Origin of the sequence: Ancylobacter sonchi (assembly GCF_018390695.1) — a bacterium.
Taxonomy (GTDB): domain Bacteria; phylum Pseudomonadota; class Alphaproteobacteria; order Rhizobiales; family Xanthobacteraceae; genus Ancylobacter; species Ancylobacter sonchi.
Window position 1 is genome coordinate 554612 of sequence record NZ_JAHBGF010000020.1, and the last position, 18257, is coordinate 572868.

18 protein-coding genes are annotated in these 18257 nt (G+C 67.2%); 5 read left to right on the top strand and 13 right to left on the bottom strand.

Annotated elements, in window-relative coordinates:
• Nucleotides 1–37: 37 nt before the first annotated feature.
• The 7 genes from urtE to KHC28_RS13245 all read right to left on the bottom strand — a co-directional run bounded on the left by urtE (nt 38) and on the right by KHC28_RS13245 (nt 6977).
• The gene (urtE, locus tag KHC28_RS13215) at nt 38–745 is read right to left on the bottom strand and encodes an urea ABC transporter ATP-binding subunit UrtE (RefSeq protein ID WP_214008803.1); all 708 of its coding nucleotides are present in this window, start codon (nt 743–745) and stop codon (nt 38–40) included.
• A complete protein-coding gene (gene urtD / locus KHC28_RS13220; RefSeq protein ID WP_214008804.1) occupies nt 745–1521 on the bottom strand; it encodes an urea ABC transporter ATP-binding protein UrtD in 777 nt (258 codons plus the stop codon). The genes urtE and urtD overlap by 1 nt, the downstream gene beginning before the upstream one ends.
• A 3-nt stretch (nt 1522–1524) precedes the next feature.
• Nucleotides 1525–2670: an urea ABC transporter permease subunit UrtC gene (gene urtC, locus KHC28_RS13225; protein ID WP_214008805.1), complete on the bottom strand. Its 1146-nt coding sequence runs from the start codon at nt 2668–2670 to the stop codon at nt 1525–1527.
• A 1-nt stretch (nt 2671) separates the two neighbouring features.
• Nucleotides 2672–3565 carry an urea ABC transporter permease subunit UrtB gene (urtB, locus tag KHC28_RS13230; protein ID WP_214008806.1) on the bottom strand — a complete coding sequence of 298 codons (894 nt, stop codon included), beginning with the start codon at nt 3563–3565 and terminating at the stop codon, nt 2672–2674.
• 88 nt (nt 3566–3653) lie between these two features.
• Complete coding sequence (locus KHC28_RS13235; protein WP_214008807.1) at nt 3654–4910, bottom strand: ABC transporter substrate-binding protein; 1257 nt, start codon at nt 4908–4910, stop codon at nt 3654–3656.
• A 281-nt stretch (nt 4911–5191) separates the two neighbouring features.
• Nucleotides 5192–5800, bottom strand: coding sequence for an ANTAR domain-containing response regulator (locus KHC28_RS13240; protein ID WP_214008808.1), 609 nt, complete (start codon nt 5798–5800; stop codon nt 5192–5194).
• Nucleotides 5801–5804: 4 nt separating this feature from the next.
• A complete protein-coding gene (locus KHC28_RS13245) occupies nt 5805–6977 on the bottom strand; it encodes a transporter substrate-binding domain-containing protein (protein WP_214008809.1) in 1173 nt (390 codons plus the stop codon).
• 521 nt (nt 6978–7498) lie between these two features.
• Here KHC28_RS13245 and KHC28_RS27870 point away from each other — a divergent pair.
• Nucleotides 7499–7654, top strand: coding sequence for a DUF554 family protein (locus KHC28_RS27870; RefSeq protein ID WP_214008810.1), 156 nt, complete (start codon nt 7499–7501; stop codon nt 7652–7654).
• Here the strand turns inward: KHC28_RS27870 and KHC28_RS13255 are convergent.
• From KHC28_RS13255 to KHC28_RS13275, 5 genes are all read right to left on the bottom strand, one after another.
• Nucleotides 7636–8805 (bottom strand): M20 aminoacylase family protein, encoded by a 1170-nt coding sequence (locus KHC28_RS13255; RefSeq protein WP_214008811.1) that lies wholly within the window; start codon nt 8803–8805, stop codon nt 7636–7638. The two genes, KHC28_RS27870 and KHC28_RS13255, sit on opposite strands and share 19 nt — an antisense overlap.
• A 1-nt stretch (nt 8806) precedes the next feature.
• On the bottom strand, nt 8807–9634 hold the full coding sequence (locus KHC28_RS13260; RefSeq protein ID WP_214008812.1) for an ABC transporter permease subunit: 828 nt from the start codon (nt 9632–9634) through the stop codon (nt 8807–8809).
• Nucleotides 9631–10362 (bottom strand): ABC transporter permease, encoded by a 732-nt coding sequence (locus KHC28_RS13265; RefSeq protein WP_214008813.1) that lies wholly within the window; start codon nt 10360–10362, stop codon nt 9631–9633. The genes KHC28_RS13260 and KHC28_RS13265 overlap by 4 nt, the downstream gene beginning before the upstream one ends.
• Before the next feature lie 76 nt (nt 10363–10438).
• Nucleotides 10439–11221 carry a transporter substrate-binding domain-containing protein gene (locus tag KHC28_RS13270; protein WP_214008814.1) on the bottom strand — a complete coding sequence of 261 codons (783 nt, stop codon included), beginning with the start codon at nt 11219–11221 and terminating at the stop codon, nt 10439–10441.
• 26 nt (nt 11222–11247) lie between these two features.
• Nucleotides 11248–12021 (bottom strand): ABC transporter ATP-binding protein, encoded by a 774-nt coding sequence (locus KHC28_RS13275; protein WP_214008815.1) that lies wholly within the window; start codon nt 12019–12021, stop codon nt 11248–11250.
• Between the two features lie 237 nt (nt 12022–12258).
• Here KHC28_RS13275 and KHC28_RS13280 point away from each other — a divergent pair, with 237 nt between their 5' ends.
• From KHC28_RS13280 to KHC28_RS13295, 4 genes are read left to right on the top strand one after another with little or no spacing between them, the layout of a single operon-like run.
• Nucleotides 12259–13137 (top strand): dimethylarginine dimethylaminohydrolase family protein, encoded by an 879-nt coding sequence (locus KHC28_RS13280; RefSeq protein WP_214008816.1) that lies wholly within the window; start codon nt 12259–12261, stop codon nt 13135–13137.
• Nucleotides 13134–13805: a TetR family transcriptional regulator C-terminal domain-containing protein gene (locus tag KHC28_RS13285; protein ID WP_214008817.1), complete on the top strand. Its 672-nt coding sequence runs from the start codon at nt 13134–13136 to the stop codon at nt 13803–13805. Before KHC28_RS13280 ends, KHC28_RS13285 begins: the two co-directional genes overlap by 4 nt.
• The gene (locus KHC28_RS13290; protein ID WP_214008818.1) at nt 13780–14970 is read left to right on the top strand and encodes a pyridoxal phosphate-dependent aminotransferase; all 1191 of its coding nucleotides are present in this window, start codon (nt 13780–13782) and stop codon (nt 14968–14970) included. Before KHC28_RS13285 ends, KHC28_RS13290 begins: the two co-directional genes overlap by 26 nt.
• Entirely contained in the window at nt 14967–16604 is a 1638-nt protein-coding gene (locus tag KHC28_RS13295; RefSeq protein WP_246564741.1) for a 5-guanidino-2-oxopentanoate decarboxylase, read from the top strand. Before KHC28_RS13290 ends, KHC28_RS13295 begins: the two co-directional genes overlap by 4 nt.
• A 16-nt stretch (nt 16605–16620) precedes the next feature.
• Here the strand turns inward: KHC28_RS13295 and KHC28_RS13300 are convergent, their stop codons facing one another.
• Complete coding sequence (locus KHC28_RS13300) at nt 16621–18249, bottom strand: phytoene desaturase family protein (RefSeq protein ID WP_214008819.1); 1629 nt, start codon at nt 18247–18249, stop codon at nt 16621–16623.
• Nucleotides 18250–18257: the final 8 nt, after the last annotated feature.

Consider the following 18257-nt stretch of genomic DNA (forward strand, 5'->3'; position numbering starts at 1 on the left):
CCGGAATGGCGCCCTCGCGGGACGGATTGGGAACGGGTTAGACGGCGATGTGCCGGTGGATGAGCTCGTCGGTCAGCGTGGCGATGGGACCGGAGGCGACGGCGCGCCCCTTTTCCAGCATCGCGAAGTGGTGGCCGGCGGAGCGGGCGAAGGCGACGTTCTGCTCGACGAGGACGATGGTCAGTCCCTCCTCGGCGTTGAGCCGCACGACGATGTTCTGGATCTCCTCGACGATGTTGGGCTGGATCCCTTCTGTCGGCTCGTCGAGCAGCAGGACGCTCGGCTCGGCGGCGAGCGCGCGGGCGATGGCGAGCTGCTGCTGCTGGCCGCCGGAAAGCACGCCGCCCGGCCGGTCGAGGTTCTGCATGAGATAGGGGAACAGCTTGGGCACCAGCGGAGGGATGCCGCCGGAGCGCGGGCGGCCGCGTCCCGTCGTGGCGAAGCCGCCCATCACGATGTTCTCCCGGATGGTGAAGTCCGGGATGATCTGCCGGCCCTGCGGCACATAGGCGATACCGGCGCGGGCACGCTTATGGGTCGGCTCGGCCGAAAGCTCCCGCCCGTCGAGGACGATGCGCCCGCCGATGCGGTCGGTGAGCCCCATGATGGTCTTGAGCAGGGTGGTCTTGCCGGTGCCGTTGCGCCCGACGATGGCGGTGATTTCGCCGCCGGGCACGGCGAGGTCGAGACCGTGCAGGATATGGCTGCGGCCGTAGAAGCTGTCGACCTTTTCCAGGGTGAGCATCACTGGATCCCCTTCGAGCCGAGATAGGCGGCACGCACGTCGGGATTGGTCTCGATCTCCGCGATCGGCCCTTCTGCGAGGATGCGGCCGAGATGCATCACGGTGATGCGGCTGGCGATCTCGCGCACGAACGCCATGTCGTGCTCGACCACGACGATGGTGTGCCGTCCGCGCATCGCCTTGATGATGGCGGCGGTCTTCATCGTCTCCGCCTCGGTCATACCGGCGGTTGGCTCGTCGAGCAGGATCACCTTTGGGTCCTGCGCCATCAGCATGCCGAGCTCCAGCCACTGGGTCTCGCCATGGCTGAGGCTGCCGGCCTCCACTTCCTGCTTGGATTCCAGCCCGACGACGGCGAGGATTTCCTCGACGCGCCGCGTCTGCGCAAGCGAGAAGCCGAGCCGCAGATTGGCGAACACGCCGGGATTGCGGCAGGAGGCGACCTCGAGATTGCGTCGCACGCTGAGGTCTCGGAACACGCTGGGAATCTGGAATTTCCGCCCGAGCCCGGCCTGGGCGATGCGATGTTCTTCCAGCCCGGTGATCTCGATATCGCCGAGGAAGACGCGCCCGGTGGTTGGGCGTGTCTTGCCGGAGACGAGGTCCATGAGCGTGGTCTTGCCGGCACCATTGGCGCCGAGCAGCACCCGGAGCTCGCCGCTCTCGATCACGGTGGACACGGTGTCGACGGCGCGGAAGCCGGCGAAGTCGACGGTCAAGCCGTCGAGGGTGAGCGCGGCGCTGGCGGGATCGGCGCCAATCAGTGTCGAGGGCATGGCTCAGCTCCTCTCCTCGGCGGGGGCGGGCTCGGCGAGGGAGCGCGGCTCGGCGGCGCTGCGGGCGACCAGCCAGTCGCGCAGGCTCATGGCGAGGCCGGCGAGGCCGCGCGGCAGGAACAGCACGGCGAAGACGAAGGCGAGGCCGATCACCACCCGCCAGGCTTCCATCAGCGCCGGCGTCTCCGAGACGGTCGCCTCGATCATGTTGATGAGGAGGGCGCCGATACAGGCCCCGAGCACCGAGTTGCGCCCGCCGACCGCCGCCCACACCACCATGGTGATGGAGAAGGACAGGTCCATGAAGGTCGGCGAGGCGAATTCCGAGGCCATCACATAGAGCATGCCGGCATAGCCCGAGATCGCCGCCGAGACGCAGAAGAAGAAGGCTTGGTAGCGCGGCACGTCGAAGCCGAGGAAGCGGGCGCGGCGGTCATCGTCGCGGATCGCCTGCAGAATGAGGCCCGAGCGCGTCTCGACCAGCATCCGCGTGCCGATCAGCACCAGCGCCAGGCTGATGGCGATCAGGTAGTAGGTCTGCGGCATGTAGGGGTCGAATTCGAGGCCCAGCACAGTGAGATAGCCGAGATCGGTCAGCCCGTTGAAGCCGTTGGTGAGCGGCTGCGCCTGCACGATCAGCAGCCGCACCAGCAGCACCACCGCGAGGGTGATGATGGAGATGAACACGCCGGAGATGCGCTTGCGGAACATGATGAGCCCCAGCGCCAGCGCCACGACGACCGGCAGCACGATGCCCATCAGTATGCCGAACCAGGTGTGCTGGAACGGGATCCACAGGAAGGAGCCCTGGGTGATGCAGCACAGCTCGGTCGGCGCGCCCGGCTCGGCGTTCCACAGCATGAAGTCGGGGATCGGGGTATCCGAACCCTGGGCGAGGCTGGTGGCGCTGGCGAGCTTCAGCGACATGGCGATCGCATAGGCGCCGAGGCCGAAGAACAGGCCCTGCCCGAGATTGAGGACGCCGGCATAGCCCCAGGACAGCGCGATGGCGGCCCCGAGCATGCCGAACACCAGATATTTCGACAGCCGGTTCAGCCAGAAGACGTCGAACACCAGCGGCGCGGCGAGGATGAGGGCGATGAAGACGACATAGGCCGCCGTGTTCAGCCCGCGCTTGGACAGCTTCATCTCAGCGCCCCTTGTAGGAAAAGAGGCCCTTGGGCCGCCAGATGATGACCGCGATGACCACCGCGAAGACGATGGCGCGGGCGATGATGTCGTTGCTTACCGCGGCGGTGAGGCCGTTGATCTGGCCGAGAATGGCCGAGGAGAGGATCGACCCGATCAGGCTGCCGACGCCGCCCATCACCACGACGAGGAAGCCGTCCACCACCATCGGCGTGCCCATGTCGGGGAAGACGGTCTTGAAGCCGGCCATCAGCACGCCGGCCACGCCGGCAAGGCCGGAGCCATAGGCGAAGGCGAGGGCGTTGATGCGGGCGGTGTCGATGCCGCAGGCTGCCGCCATTTGCGGATTGCGCATGATGGCGCGCAGCTGCATGCCGAAGGAGGTGCGGTACATCAGCCCCCAGGTCAGCGCGGCCAGCGCCACCGAGACCAGGATGATGAAGGACCGGTAGACGCTGATCTGCGAGCCGGCGAGGCTGAACGTGCCGCCGAGCCATTCCGGCAGGCTGACATTCTGCAGGCCCGGCCCCAGCCCGGCGACGGTGATGCCGAAGAAGGCCAGGCCGAAGGACAGCCGCACCGCCTGCTGGATGAGGATCGCCACGCCCCAGGTGGCGAGCAGCGTGTCGAGCAGCCGCCCGTAGAGCCGGCGCACCACCAGCTTTTCGATGGCCAGCCCCAACAGAGCGGTCACAAGGAACGCGACCGGCATTGCCGCGATGAGCCCGAAGCCGAGATAGAGGCTGGTCAGCACCGCCGTATAGGCGCCGATCATCACCATCTCGCCATGCGCCATGTTGATGACGCCCATGGCGCCATAGGTGATGGCGAGGCCGAGGGCCACCAGAAGCAAGACCGAGCCGAGGCTCAGTCCGATGAATATCGTGTCGATCATCGGGTACGTGTCCCGTGGGCGCGAGAAGCGGGCGCGGAAGGAGCGCCCGGCCGGCGGTGTGACGCCGGCCGGCCGGGCGATGGGGCGATCAGCCCTTCAGCTTGGCGGAATCGAGGCCGGCCGGCGTGCAGAACAGGTTCTGCTGCGTCTCGCCATAGGCGACATAGGGCAGGGGGAAGACCGGCTCGGGATAGGCGTCGACGATCTTGCCCTGGCCGTCGGCCTGCCACTGGGCGATGCGCGGGGTGAGCGCGGTGTGGAGGTTTTCCTTCTCCACCGTCACCTTGCCGCCCGGCGCGTCGAAGCTCTGGCCCCCGACCGCGGCCAGCACCGCCGCCGCCGACGTGTCCTTGGCCTGCTCGACGGCCTGCTTCCACAGATAGACCTGGAAGTAGGAGGATTCGAGCGCGTGGTGGGTCACCGCCTTCGGATCGTTGACGAACTTGCGGTAGCGCTCGACGAAGGACTTATTTGCCGGCGTATCGATGGCCTGGAAATACGGGAAGGAGGTGTAGCTGCCCACCGCATATTCCGCGCCCATCGCCGCGATCTCGATTTCCGAGGTGACGGTGGCGCAGATCGGCAGCTGCTCGTGGGACAGGCCCTGGTTCTTGAACTCGCGGTAGAAGGCGATCACCGAGTCGCCCACCACGTTGGAGAGCACGACGTCACAGCCGGAGCTCTTGATCTTGTTGACCATCGAGCCCCATTCGGAATGGCCGAGCTCGAGATATTCGTCGGCGACATACTCGCCGCCATTCTTCTCGATCAGGATCTTGGAGACCTTCGCCATCTCGCGCGGATAGATGTAGTTGGACCCGACGATGAAGAACTTCTTCTTGCCGAGCGTCTTGATGATCCACGGGATGAAGTTCGACAGCTGCTGGTTGGGAACGGCGCCGGTATAGACGACGTTCTTCGAGCACTCGAAGCCTTCGTAATAGGTCGGGTAGAACAGCGCCGCCTTGCGCTTCTCGAACACCGGCAGCACCGCCTTGCGGCTCGCCGAGGTGTAGCAGGCGAACACGGTCGGCAACCGGTCCTGGATGACGAGCTTGGACGCCTTCTCGTTGAAGGTCTTGGGGTCGGAGGCACCGTCCTCGATCACCGCCTCGACCTGCTTGCCGAGCACGCCGCCCGACGCGTTGATCTCGGCGATCGCCATGCGCGTCGCGTCGGTCAGCGAGCGCTCGACGATGGAGAGGCCGCCGGTCTGCGAAAACAGCACGCCGACCTTGATGGTGTCGGCGCCGAAGGCGGCGCCCGGCAGGATGGCCGGAGCGGCAATGGCGCCGCCGGCAAGCGCCGCGGAAGTCGTGAGGAATTGACGACGATTCATCGACATGAAGACATTCCCTGAGCGGAAGGAAGGTTGTTTTTGCGGGAGAGGCGCGAAAGGCCGCGCGGCCGACATTCAGCCGTGCCGAGGCGCGGAACGGAGCTGCATGGAGCTGAGCTGCGCCACGAGGATCGAAACCGCCGACGGCCCTGTCGGAGCGAAAAACAAAAAAGCCCGAAACGCCTCCTGCGAGGCGATCCGGGCTACCTAGCCAGAACGGGTGGACAGCACTGTCCGGCCCGTAATGCCGACAAAATCGGCAAGTTCAAAACTGAACACAAATTGAGCTAAGCACCCTTTTGCGGGAAATGCAAGAGCTCGTTCGCGTTGATGATGGAGGTGGCGATGTCGTCCATCGAGACGCGCTTGGACATAGCCTGCTGGCGGATCGTCTCATAGGCCGCGTCCTCGCCGATCTTGTGGATCGACATCAGGATCGCCTTGGCCTTCTGGATCTTCTGCATGCTGGAGACGCGGCGCTCCAGCTTGTGGATGCGCTTCTGCTGGTCCAGCCGCTCCTGCCAGAGGCCGCGCGCCAGCAGCAGGTTGGTCAGTACGCCGAACGGACGGATCGGGCGGTCCATGGCGGCGAGGGCGCCGAGGTCGAACAGCAGTTCCAGCGTCGAGGGGTTCTCGTAATCGACGATGGCGATGATCGCCGGCGGGATGCCGTCGATCCCCTTGGCCAATCGGGCGATCTCGGCGCGGTGCTCGTGATCGACCGAGAGGAAGACGACCCCGACATTGGCCGGGATCTCGCTCGGGATCGGCCACGCGGCTTCCGTGTGGCAGCCGATGCGGCGCAGATGGTCGATCAGCATCCGTCCGTCGGTATCGGGCGGATGCACGACGAAGACCGGAAGTCCCTTCAGCGACTTGAGAGGGGGGATGGCCATGGCGTCAGTCGATCCTCGCCGGTTGCGGCACCAGCGACCAGTCGTCGAGCGAGGACGAGACGAAATAGGGGTCGGGCTTCATCCGGCGATGCGGGTCCCAGACGATCTCGAAGCGCTTCTGCGCATCGAGGCGGGCGACGCGCGGCCACAGGAAGGTGTGGTTGTTGGTCGGGTCCACCGCGACGCGCCCCTGCGGCGCCTCGAACTGCACCCGGCCGAGCGCTTCGGTGATGGCGGCCGGCGCCAGGCTGCGCGCCTGGTCGATGGCGGCGGCGACCAGATGCACCTGGAAATAGGCGGCTTCGGCGGCGGCCGTGATCGGCGTGCCGGGTCCGAACATGTCGCGATAGGCGGCGAGGAAACGCCGGTTGGGTTCGGTATCCAGCGTCTCGAAATAGGGAGCCGCCGTGAGGTGTCCCTCCGCCGCCGCAGCGGACATCTCGGCCACTTCGGCCTCGCTGGTGGTCAGGCTGGCGATGGGCATGCGGGCCGGGTCGAAACCGGCATGGCGATAGATCTCGTAGAGCATCGCCGCGCCGGAGCCGACGACATTGGAGAAGACGACGTCCGGCGAGAAGCGGCGGATCTGACGGATCGTGCGCTCGAAATCCTCGGGCTTGGGGTCGAGCGGCACATAGATCTCGTCGAGGATCTTGCCGCGCGCTTCGATCACGAGATCCGAGAAGATCCGGTTCGATTCGTAGGGAAAGATGTAGTTGGAGCCTACCAGCAGGATTCGCGAGCCATAGTGTTCGAGGATGTGGCGCACCAGCGGCTGTGTGTTCTGGTTGGGCGTGGCGCCGGTATAGATGCAGTTCGGCGAATATTCGAAGCCTTCATAGAAGGTCGGATAGGCCAGCAGCGCATTGCGCGCTTCGACCACCGGCAGCACCGCCTTGCGGGTGCTCGACATGTAGCAGCCGAACAGGATCCTTACCCCCTCCTCGTCCATCAGGCGGGTCGCTTCCTGCCGGAACGTCTTGGGGTTGGCCTGGCAATCATGCCCGACGGCAACGATCTCGCGTCCGCCGACGCCACCGGCGGCGTTGATCTCGCTGATGGCGAGGCGCGTTGCCAGCAACTGGGTCCGCTCGACCGAGGCGGTGATGCCGGTCTGCGAGAAAAGCACGCCGACCGGCAAGGGCCTGTTGCTCCAGGCAAGGTCTTCATCCGCCATTCAGACACGTCCAAACAAAAAAGCTCCCGCTGCGGTCACGCAGACGGGAGCTTCGGCGCCCCAGGAGGCCAGGATCGCCACTGATCCTGGCAAATTCCAGTGCAAGCTAACGCACCCCCACGGGCTTATCAACGCCCTCGGGGAAATTGGGAACGGCCCGCTGCCCGACCCGTCGAACTGTGCTGACCCATTAACGCGCCGTGATCGAGCCACTCCAGCGCCCTGTGCCGGTCCGACAGTTGCCGAGTTGCTTTGTGTGGGAGCCGACGTCGGTCCATTGGCGGGCGCTGCGGGGGCGCCACCCGCAGGCATGCCTATCCGTTTCCGGGCGCGCCGGCGGTGGTTCTCACCCTCCTCGCCCGCGCCCTCATCGGCGAACTGATCGTCTTCGCCACCTCGCTCGGCCATGCGGTGGCGCTCCTCGCCGTCCCGCAGATGCTCGTGCGGGCGGCGCTGTTATTCGGCGCCGTCCTCGTCATGCCGATGACCGACAAGCCGATGAATGCCGACTTCTCCGTGCTGTGGGCGGCATCATCGTCTTCGTCACCGGCTTCCGCATCTGCGGCATCAAGAGCTTCGCGGTCGCCAACATGCTGCCGGCGCTGGTGCTATTCATGCCGCTCTCCGCCGTGGGCGCGCTGCTTCTGAGGCAGCCAACTCACGCCTGCGGCAGATAGGCCTCGACGACCTCCGTCCAGAACGCGGCGCCGATCGGCAGGAGATCGTCGTTGAAATTGTAGCCGGGATGATGGAGCGGCCGGTCGGCCTCGGACGTCGCCGCGCCGAGGAAGAAGTAACTGCCGGGACGTTCCTTGAGCATATAGGCGAAGTCTTCGCTCCCCATGCTCGGCCGCGGCATCTCGGTCACCTGTCCGGCACCGGCGAAGCGCACCGCGAGTTCCCGCAGGAAGCCGGTTTCCGCGCTGTGGTTGATGGTGGCGTCGTAGCTGCGCAGATAGTCGACGCTCGCGCGCATGCCATAGCTCTCGGCCTGCCGCTCGGCGATCAGCCGGATGCGCCGCTCCAACTCGTCGCGCACTGCCGGGTCGAAGGAGCGGATGCCTACGACCAGTTCGGCGCGCTCCGGGATGACATTGCTGGCGGAGCCGCCATGGAAGGCGCCCACCGTCACCACCGTCGGGTCGAGCGGGTGGATGTTGCGGGAGACGATGGTCTGCAGCGCCATGACGATGGAGGCGCCGGCGACGATGGGGTCCGCCGTCGATTGTGGCTCCGCGCCGTGACCGCCGAGGCCGTGGACGGTGATGCGGCACTCGTCCACCGCCGCCATGATCGGCCCGTCCCGGAAGGCGAACGTGCCGAAGGGCAGGCCGGGATCGTTGTGGAGCGCGAAGACTGCATCGCAGGGGAAGCGGTCGAAGAGCCCCTCCTCGACCATGATGCGGGCGCCGCCGAAATTCTCCTCGGCGGGCTGGAAAATGAGGTGGACGGTGCCGTCGAAATGGCGCCGCTCGGCGATGGCGCGGGCGGCGCCGAGCAACATGGCGGTGTGCCCGTCATGGCCGCAGGCATGCATCAGTCCCGGAGTCTTGCTGGCATAGGGAAGGCCGGTCTCCTCCTGGATCGGCAGCGCGTCGATGTCGGCGCGGATGCCGACCGAGCGGGAACCGGTGCCGTTGGACAGCGTGGCGACGAGGCCGGTTTGGGCGAGGCCGCGCGTCACCCGGTAGCCGAGCGCGGTGAGCTCGCGGGCGATGACGTCCGAGGTCCGCACCTCCTCAAGCCCGAGTTCGGGATGGGCATGTAGGTCCTGGCGCAGCGCGACCAGTTCCGGGATCGCATTGGTGAGCAGGGCGCGGACATTCATCTCAGGCACTCCGGGTGGGTATCTTGTTCTCGAAATAGCGGAAGGCCAACACCAGGAGGGCGGTGAGGCAGAGATAGAGGAGCGCCAGCAGCAGCAGCGGCTCATAGGTGAGGAAGGTCATCTGGCGGATCTTCGACACCACCGCATAGACATCAATCACGGTGATGGTGGCAACCAGCGGCGTCGATTTCAATTGCAGCACCGTCTCTCCGCTGAGCGTGGGAAGCGCACGATGCACCGCGCGTGGCAGCCAGATGCGCCGGAACACCTTCCAGCGGCTCATGCCGAAGGCGCGGGCGGCCTCCAATTCGCCGGCCGGGACGCCGGCGAAGGCGCCGCGCATCACCTCGCCCTCATAGGCGGCGAAGGAGATCGTCAGGGCGGCGACGCCATAGGGCCACGCCTCACGCAGCCAGGGCCACAGGAAGGATTGCCGGATGGCGGGGAATTGCGGGAAAAGGGAGCCGAGGCCGTAATAGAGCAGCCAGAGCTGCAGCAGCAGCGGCGTGCCGCGAATGATGGTGCAGAACCCCTTGGCGAGCAGCTTCAGCGGCCACGGGCCGGTGACCTGCACCAGCCCGATCGGCACCGCGAGCACGAAGCCGAGCAGGCAGGTGCTCACCAGCATCAGCAGCGTGACGACGACGCCATTGGCGAGGCGTCCGGCGTATTCCGGCAGCCAGTCCCACCGCAGGAACCAGACGGCGCAGAACACGATGGCCGCCGCGACCGCCATCAGCGCCAGACGATGCGGCTTGAGGAAGCCCCTGGCGCTCGGCAGCCGCGTGAGCGCCGTGGCCTCGACGATGGTGCTCTCCTCGCTGGTCATCGCGTCGTCACCCATCCCCGCCGGGCGCGGGCTTCGATGAAACGGATGATGAGGTTCGAGACCAGCGTCAGCGCGAGATAGAGCACGCCGGCAGCGCAGAAGAACAGCATATAGGCCTTGGTGGTGCCCGCCGCCTGCCGGGTGACCAGCGTCAGCTCGCTGAAGCCGACCACCGCGAGCAGCGCGGTGTCCTTGGTGGAGATCAGCCACAAATTGGACAGCCCCGGCAGGGCATGCGGCAGCATGGCCGGCAGGGTGACGCGCCGCAGGATGAGCAGCGGCGACATGCCGAAGGCACGGGCCGCCTCGATCTGCCCGGACGGCACGGCGCGGATGGCGCCGCGGATCACCTCGGTGGCATAGGCGCCCTGGACAACGCCGATGACGAAGATGCCCGCCACCAGCCCGCTGATGTCGACCGAGCCATAGCCCGCCGCAGCAGAGAGGCGGTTCAGCAGGTCGGTGCCGGCATAATAGAGCAGCAGGATGAGGACCAGCTCGGGAACCGCCCGCACCACGGTGGTGTAGACCTCCATCAGGTCCTTCGTCACCGGCCCGCCATAGAGCTTGCCGAAGGCGCCTCCGGTGCCGAGCACGAGGCCGAGCGAATAGCCGCCGATGGCGATCTTGATCGAGTTCATCAGCCCGGCCAGCAACACCCCGCCCCAGCCGGGCGGATCGAGCGCCAGAAGGCCCCAGTCGATCAGGGATGCGGGATCGGCCGCCATGGCTCCGCCTCGCTCTGGAGGGAAGGAGGCCGGCGCACGCGGCGCCGGCCCGGTTCACACGGGATGGGACGCCCGGTCAGCCGCCGTAGATGTCGAAGTCGAAATACTTCTTCGAGAAGGTGTCGTAGGTGCCGTTGGCACGGATCGCCTTGATCGCGGCGTTGATCTTGTCCTTCAGCGCGGTGTCGCCCTTGCGCAGGCCGACGCCGACGCCGGCGCCGAGCACTTCCGGATCGTCCTTGACGTTGCCCTTCAGCTCGCAGCACTGCTTGCCCTGGTCGGACTTCAGGAAGGCGTCGAGCGCGATGGCGTCGGCCTGCACGGCGTCGAGGCGGCCGGAGGCCAGGTCGTTATTGGCCTCGTCCTGGGTCTGGTATTCCTTGACCGTCGCGCCGGCGCTGCCGAAGTACTTGTTCGCATAGTCCTGGTGGATGGTGGCGACCTGCACGCCGATGGTCTTGCCCTTCAGGCCCGCCGGGGTGGCGTCGAACTTCTCGCTCTTCGGACCGATCACGCCGGTCGGCGTGTTGTAGTACTTGTCGGAGAAGTCGATCGTCTTCAGGCGTTCCGGCGTGATCGACATCGAGCCGACGATCATGTCGATCTTCTTGGAGGTCAGCGCCGGGATGATGCCGTCCCAGGCGACCGGGGTGATGACGCAGTCGAGCTTGGCCTGCGCACAGATCGCCTGCATGAACTCCACTTCCCAGCCTTCCCACTTGCCGGAGGCGTCGGGCGAGGCGAAGGGCGGATAGGGCTCGGCGGCGAAGCCGACCTTGAGCGGCTCGGCCGCAGCGGAGGCGAGGCCGGCAAGGCCGATGGCCGCGGCGAGCGCCACTGCTTTCAGCACATTCTTCATGATCGTTCCCCTTTGTTTTTCCGTTCTTAGTGACTGGAATGGATGAACTTCTTCAGCCGTTCCGACTTTGGGGCGCCGAAGATCTGCTCCGGCGGCCCCTGTTCCTCGATTACGCCGTGGGCGAGGAAGACGATGTGATTGGCGACGTTGCGGGCGAACTTCATCTCGTGCGTCACCAGCAGCATGGTGCGCTTCTCCTTTGCGAGATCGCCGATCACGCCCAGCACCTCGCCGACCAGTTCCGGGTCGAGCGCGGAAGTCGGCTCGTCGAACAGCATGGCGTGCGGCTGGATGGCGAGGGCACGGGCGATCGCCGCCCGCTGCTGCTGGCCGCCCGAGAGGAAGGCCGGGTAGGCGTCGCGCTTCTCGAAGAGCCCGACGCGACGCAGCAGCGCCTCCGCCCGCTCCGTCGCCTCGTCCCTGGAAACGCCGAGCACGTGGACCGGCGCCTCGATGACGTTCTGGATGATCGTCATGTGCTGCCACAGGTTGAAGCTCTGGAAGACCATGCCGAGCCGGGAGCGCAGCCGCTCGACCTGCCGGCGGTCCGTGGGGGCGAGGCCGCCATGGCCGTCGCGCCGCATCGCGATCGGCTCGCCGCGGATCGCCACCGATCCTTCGCTCGGCAGCTCCAGCATGTTGATGCAACGCAGGAAGGTGGACTTGCCGGAACCGGAGCCGCCGATAATGGCGATGACGTCGCCTTCATAGGCCGTGAGCGAGATTCCCCTCAGCACCTCCAGCGCACCGAAGCGCTTGTGCAGGTCCTTGACCGCGATCGCCTCGGCCCGTTCGGTCATGGGTGCAACACCCATCGGAGCGGCGTCCCCGCTGCCCGGCATACAGAAGTCCGGCCCATGCCACGCCTTCCCCGCTTGTCGGAACGTCGCATTCCGGCGGCGAGGCTCGCCCGTCGCCTTCTTCCCTCTCGCCCATCGTTGCACTTTATGCGACAGTTACTCAAGCGTATAACAATGACGTTGGCGACTTTTTTATGCAGCGCCAAAAAAGCAGCATTCGTAATCGAGGAGTAACAAATGTCGGCTTTCGGGTCCCAGGAGATGTCGGCGCCGCTGCAGCGCGTTCTGATGCGCCGCCCGGGCCCCAGCCTCCTGGCGGCGGACCCGGCGCAATGGCATTACGGACCTAGCTTTGACGGCCGTCAGGCGGCGCAGGAATACGCCGAGTTCGCCCGTCTGGTGGAGCGTTCGGGCACCGAGATCATCTGGCTCGAGGACGAGGGCGACGGGCTCGCCGACGCCATGTTCACCCATGACCCGTCGCTGGTCAGCGACCACGGCGCCATCATCCTGCGCATGGGCAAGCCGCTGCGGGCGAACGAGCCGGAGCTGCACGAGAAAGCCTATGCCGAGCGGCAGATTCCGATTCTCGGCCGGATCGAGGCGCCGGGGACGGTCGAGGGCGGCGATTGCGTCTGGCTCGACGCCCGTACGCTGATCGTCGGGCGCGGCGTGCGCACCAACCAGAGCGGCATCGACCAGCTGGGCGACCTGCTCGCGCCGCATGGCATCTCGGTGCTCGCCTTCGACCTGCCGCTGTGGCAGGGCGAGGCGGCCTGCCTGCATCTGATGAGCGTGATCAGCCCGCTCGCCGACGATCTGGCACTGGTCTTCGCGCCCTTGCTGCCGGCGGCTTTCTACCAGTTGCTGAAGGCGCGCGGCATCCGGCTGATCGAGGCGCCGGCCGAGGAGTTCCACGCCAGCAACGGCCTGTCGCTGAACGTACTGCCGACCCAGCCCGGCCAGGTGATCATGGTCGCCGGCTTCCCGGCGACGCAAGCGGCGATGGAAGCGGCCGGCTGCACCGTCGACAGCTTCGCGGCGGAGGCGCTGTGCATCGCGTGCGAGGGGGGGCCGACCTGCCTCACCCGCCCGGTGCTGCGGCGCGCGGTATGACCCGGCGCAACTTTCATCGGGCACCCGGCGCCGAGCGTCGCCACGACCTGATCGAGGCGACGCTGGACTGCATCGCCGAGGCCGGGCTGCAGGGCGCGACGGTGCGGCGGATCGCCATCAAGGCCGGGGTGACGTCCGGTCTGATCCGGCACTATTTCGACTCCAAGGAGATGATCCTCCAGGAAGCCTACCGGGTGGTGATCGCGCGGCTGACCGAGAAGGCCAAGGCGGTGACCGGCACGCCCGAGGAACGGCTGCGGAGCTTCATCCTGATCAACCTGACCGAGCCGGTCGCCAACAGCCAGGGCCTGTCGCTGTGGGCCTCGTTCATCAGCCGGGTCGGCGTCGACCCGGCGCTCGCGGCGATCCATCGCGAAGGCTATCTCAGCTTCCGCCACACGCTCGAGGACCTGCTGGCGGAATTCCTCGCGGCGCGGGGCGAGGCGGCCGCTCCGGCGCGATGCCGGGCGCTGGCCATCGCGGTCAATGGCATCCTCGACGGCCTCTGGCTGGAAGGATGCCTGGCGGGAGAGCTCTTCGAGGACAGCGAACTGGTCTCGATCGCCTTTTCATCGATCGAGGCGCTGATCGGCCATCCGATCGGCGCCCCGGCCGCAACCGAGCAGGACCGGGAGGGTTCCGATGCGCTACGCCTCCATCACCGATAGGCTCGCCAGCCTCGGCTCCGAGAAATGGGCCGTCCATGTCGAGGCGCGCCGCCGCAGGGAAAGCGGCGAGCCGATCATCGAGCTGACCATCGGCGAGCCGGACCTGCCGCCGCACGAGACGCTGATCGCCGAGGCGACGCGCGCCATGCAGGCCGGCCGCCACCGCTATTCGAACGGTCGCGGCGAGCAGATCGTGCTGGATGCGCTGGTGCGCAAATATGCGCGGCGCCGGCCCGGCGTGACCGGCGATAACATTCTGTGCTTCCCCGGCACGCAGACGGCGCTGTTCGCGGTGATGCTCGGCCTCGTCGAGACGGGCGACGCGGTGCTGGTCGGCGACCCGCTCTACGCCACCTATGAAGGCGTCATCCGCGCCACCGGCGCCGAGCAGATCACCGTGCCGCTACGCCCCGAGCACGGCTTCCACCTGCAGGCCGCCGACCTCGAGCGCGCGGTCACGCCGCAATGCCGGGTGCTGCTGCTCAACACCCCGCACAACCCGACCGGCGCGGTGCTGACGGCCGGCGAGATCGCCGCCATCGGCGAGGTCTGCCGCCGGCATGACCTGTGGATCGTCTGCGATGAGGTCTATGAGGACCTGGTGCTGTCCGGCAGCTTCGCCTCGCCCTTCGATGATCCCCAGTTCGCCGAGCGCACCATCGTCTGCTCGTCGATCTCCAAGTCGCATGCCGCTCCGGGCTTCCGCAGCGGCTGGGCGATCGGGCCGGTGGAATTCGCCCGCCGGCTGCTCGCCGTCTCCGAGACGATGCTGTTCGGCGGGCAGCCCTTCATCGCCGACATGACGGCCTATGCGCTCGACAACCCGGTCGATACCTCGGCGCGGATGCGGGACGCCTACCGGCGCCGCGTCGACCTCATCGTCGCGACGCTGGCCGGCGCGCCGGGGCTGGTGCCCTTCCCGCCGGAGGCCGGCATGTTCATCCTCGTCGACGTCAGCGGCACCGGCATGAGCAGCGAGGCCTTCGCCCGGACGCTGCTCGACGAAGAACAGGTGGCGGTCATGCCGGGTTCGTCCTTCGGCGCCGGCGCGGCCGACTTCATCCGCATCAGCCTCACCGTGCCGGACGTGGCCATCGAGGAGGCCTGCCGGCGCATGCGGGCGCTGGCGGCCCGCTCGGCGATCAGGGAGACGGAGCGGGCATGAGCGGCGGGATTATCGGCGGCACGAGCATGAGCGGCACGCGAACGGTCGGCGAGGCGTTGATCGACCTGCTCGCGGCCAATGGCGTCGAGGTGGTGTTCGGCATTCCCGGCGTCCACACGGTGGAGCTCTACCGGGGGCTGGCCGGCTCGACGATCCGCCACGTCACGCCCCGGCACGAGCAGGGCGCCGGCTTCATGGCCGACGGTTATGCCCGCGTCACCGGCAAGCCCGGCGTGGCGCTGGTGATCACCGGCCCGGGCCTCACCAACACCATCACCGCCATGGCGCAGGCGCGCCAGGACTCGGTGCCGATGCTGGTGATCTCCGGCGTCAACCGCCGCAACTCGCTCGGCCAGGGGCGCGGCCTGCTGCACGAGCTGCCCGACCAATCGGCGATGATGAAGAGCTTCGCGCTGGCCTCGCACACGCTGGTCGATCCCGCCGAGCTGCCGGCGGTGATCGCGCAGGCCTTCGCCATCATGGGATCGAGCCGGCCGGGACCGGTGCATATCGAGATCCCGACCGACGTCATGCCGCTGCCGGCCGGCGAGGTGCCGCTGACGGCGACGCTCCCGGCGCGGCCGGGAGCTGACGCGACGACGCTGCAACGGCTCGCCGCTCTATGCGAGGGCGCGACCCGCCCGGTGATCCTGTGCGGCGGCGGCGCGGTGTCGGCGGGCGCCGCGATCACCGCGCTGGCCGAGCGGCTCGACGCCCCGGTGGTGCTCACCACCAATGCGAGGGGCCTGCTCGCGGGCCACAAGCTGCGCGTCCCCGCCAGCCCCAGCCTCGCGGCGACCCGTGCACTGATCGCCGAGGCCGATCTCGTCATCGCGCTGGGCACCGAGATGGGCCAGACCGACTACGACATGTATGCCGATGGCGCCTTCCCGCATCTGGCGAGCTTCGTGCGCGTCGACATCGATGCGCTGCAGCTGTCGCGCGAGCCGCGCGCCGACCTCCCGGTGCTCTCCACGGTGGAGGCGGCGGTCGCCGGGCTACTGCCGCTGGTGTCCCCGCATGTCGGCGACGGCGCCGCGCGGGCGCAGGCGACGCGGGAGGCTGCGTGGAACGGGCTGTCGGCGAAGATCCGCACCGAGATCGACGTGATCGACAGCATCTACCGGACGCTGCCGGAGGCGATCATCGTCGGCGACTCCACCCAGCCGGTTTATGCCGGCAATCTCTATCTCGACATCGCGCGCCCGCTGTCGTGGTTCAACGCCGCGACCGGCTTCGGCGCGCTCGGCTACGGCCCGCCGGCAGCGGTCGGGGCGGCGATCGGCGCGCCGGGTCGCCCGGTGGTGTGCCTGACCGGCGACGGTGGCTTCCAGTTCTCGCTCGCCGAGATCGGCTCGGCGGCGGATGCCGGTGCGACGGTGATCTTCCTCGTCTGGAACAATGACGGCTATCAGGAGATCGAGACCTACATGGTGGACTGCGGCATCGAACCCGAGGGCGTGAAGCCTTCGGCCCCCGACTTCGTCATCATCGCCGGCGCCTATGGCGTGCCGGCCCTTCGGCTCACTGATGTGGCGGAGCTCGGCCCGGCGCTGGCCGCGGCGGCACAGCGCAACGGCCCGAGCCTGATCGAGATCCACCAGACCCGCACCCGGGGAGCCGGCCCCGCCTGACGATGGGCCTTTCGGCTCAGTTCCGGCGGGCGCGGATGTCGCGGATGATCTCGCGGGCGGCGTTGTAGCCGGGAATGCCGGAGACGCCGCCGCCGGGATGCATGGAGGAGCCGCAGATATACAGCCCCTTCAGCGGCGTGCGGTAATCGGCATAGCCGGACACCGGCCGCTGGAAGAACAGCTGGTCGGTCGACAATTCGCCGTGGAAAATGTGGCCCTGCGGCAGGTTGACGATGTTCTCGATGTCGGGGGCCACCAGAAGCTGCGCCTCGATGACGTCGTCGCGGAAGCCGGGCGCGTAGTCCTCGATGGTGTCGAACACCGTCTTGCGGAAATTCTCCTTCTCTGTCGCCCAGTCGCCGCCCTTCAGTGTGTAGGGCGCGTGGCCGCCGAACAGGTTGACCACATGCTTGCCCGCCGGCGCCAGCGTGGTGTCGACCATGGTCGGCACCACCGGGGTGATGAAGGGGCGCGACGAGTACCAGCCATGCTTGGCGTCGTCATAGGCGCGCTCGAGATAGTCGATGTCGGGCGCGATGTGCATGTAGGTCGGGTAGTCGAAATTGCCGAGGCCGCCCTCGCGCCGCACCCGGTCCAATATGCGGTATTGCGGCGGACGCTCGCAGGCGATGTTCATCTTGAAGGCGGTGGAGAAGGTGCGGTAGCCCTTGATCTCGCGCAGCACCTCCTCCGGCAGGTGCTTTTCGCCGACCAGGTCGAGATAGAGCACCTTGGCGTTGGCGTTGGAGATGATGGCCTTGGCCGCATAGGTCTCGCCGGTCGTCGTCGACACGGCGGTCGCCCGGCCGTTCTGGACGCGCACTTCCTTGATCGGTGCGCCGGTGACGATGTCTACGCCCTTCTCCCGCGCCGAGGCGGCGAGCGCCTGGGTGATGGAGCCCATGCCGCCCTTGATGAAACCCCAGCCGCCGGCGCCCTCATGCTCGCCCATGATGTGGTGCATGATCACATAGGCTGAGCCCGGCGATTTCGGCCCGGCGAAGGTGCCGATCGAGGCGTAATAGGCGAGCACCGCCATCACGCGCTCGTCCTTGAACCATTCGCGCAGGAAGTCGTAGGCGCTCATCGTCAGCATGTCGACGATGCGGTACATCTTGCGGCCGATCTTGCGGTGCCGCCACAGCAGCGAGGCGCCGTCCTTGAAGCTGCGCCAGTCGCGCCTGGTCGGATCGACCGGCGTTTCCCAGAGCAGCTTGCGCACGATGTTGGCCGCCTCGCTGAGATAGCGGTCGAATTCGGGATAGATTTCGGCGTCGTGCTTCGAGAATTTTGCGAAGCTCGCCTGCGACTTGGCGACATTGTCGGAGAACAGGATGTAGTCATCGCCGTCGAGCGGCGAGACCATGTCCGAGCAGGGCAGTACTTCGAGGCCGTGCTTCTTCAGCTCCAGCTCGCGGATGATGCGCGGGTGCAGCAGGCTCATCAGGTAGGAGAAGATCGAGGCCCGGAAGCCCGGCGCGATCTCCTCCGTCACCGCCGCGCCGCCGACGACGTCGCGCCGCTCCAGCACCAGTACCTTCTGCCCGGCCTTTGCGAGGTAGTTCGCGCAGACGAGGCCGTTATGTCCGGCCCCGATGATGATGGCGTCGTAGCTCTTGCCCACGGTGACGTCGGCGGCATGCATGGGATGTT

Coding starts and splice junctions, on each gene's coding strand:
- KHC28_RS13275 (WP_214008815.1), bottom strand. CDS start 12,021: ATGACCGAACGGGCCGAGGCGATCGCGGTCAAGGACCTGCACAAGCGC.
- KHC28_RS13260 (WP_214008812.1), bottom strand. CDS start 9,634: ATGACCAGCGAGGAGAGCACCATCGTCGAGGCCACGGCGCTCACGCGG.
- urtE (WP_214008803.1), bottom strand. CDS start 745: ATGCTCACCCTGGAAAAGGTCGACAGCTTCTACGGCCGCAGCCATATC.
- KHC28_RS13295 (WP_246564741.1), top strand. CDS start 14,967: ATGAGCGGCGGGATTATCGGCGGCACGAGCATGAGCGGCACGCGAACG.
- KHC28_RS13280 (WP_214008816.1), top strand. CDS start 12,259: ATGTCGGCTTTCGGGTCCCAGGAGATGTCGGCGCCGCTGCAGCGCGTT.
- KHC28_RS13285 (WP_214008817.1), top strand. CDS start 13,134: ATGACCCGGCGCAACTTTCATCGGGCACCCGGCGCCGAGCGTCGCCAC.
- KHC28_RS13235 (WP_214008807.1), bottom strand. CDS start 4,910: ATGTCGATGAATCGTCGTCAATTCCTCACGACTTCCGCGGCGCTTGCC.
- KHC28_RS13290 (WP_214008818.1), top strand. CDS start 13,780: ATGCGCTACGCCTCCATCACCGATAGGCTCGCCAGCCTCGGCTCCGAG.
- urtC (WP_214008805.1), bottom strand. CDS start 2,670: ATGAAGCTGTCCAAGCGCGGGCTGAACACGGCGGCCTATGTCGTCTTC.
- KHC28_RS13300 (WP_214008819.1), bottom strand. CDS start 18,249: ATGCATGCCGCCGACGTCACCGTGGGCAAGAGCTACGACGCCATCATC.
- KHC28_RS13240 (WP_214008808.1), bottom strand. CDS start 5,800: ATGGCCATCCCCCCTCTCAAGTCGCTGAAGGGACTTCCGGTCTTCGTC.
- KHC28_RS13270 (WP_214008814.1), bottom strand. CDS start 11,221: ATGAAGAATGTGCTGAAAGCAGTGGCGCTCGCCGCGGCCATCGGCCTT.
- KHC28_RS13245 (WP_214008809.1), bottom strand. CDS start 6,977: ATGGCGGATGAAGACCTTGCCTGGAGCAACAGGCCCTTGCCGGTCGGC.
- KHC28_RS13255 (WP_214008811.1), bottom strand. CDS start 8,805: ATGAATGTCCGCGCCCTGCTCACCAATGCGATCCCGGAACTGGTCGCG.
- urtD (WP_214008804.1), bottom strand. CDS start 1,521: ATGCCCTCGACACTGATTGGCGCCGATCCCGCCAGCGCCGCGCTCACC.
- KHC28_RS13265 (WP_214008813.1), bottom strand. CDS start 10,362: ATGGCGGCCGATCCCGCATCCCTGATCGACTGGGGCCTTCTGGCGCTC.
- urtB (WP_214008806.1), bottom strand. CDS start 3,565: ATGATCGACACGATATTCATCGGACTGAGCCTCGGCTCGGTCTTGCTT.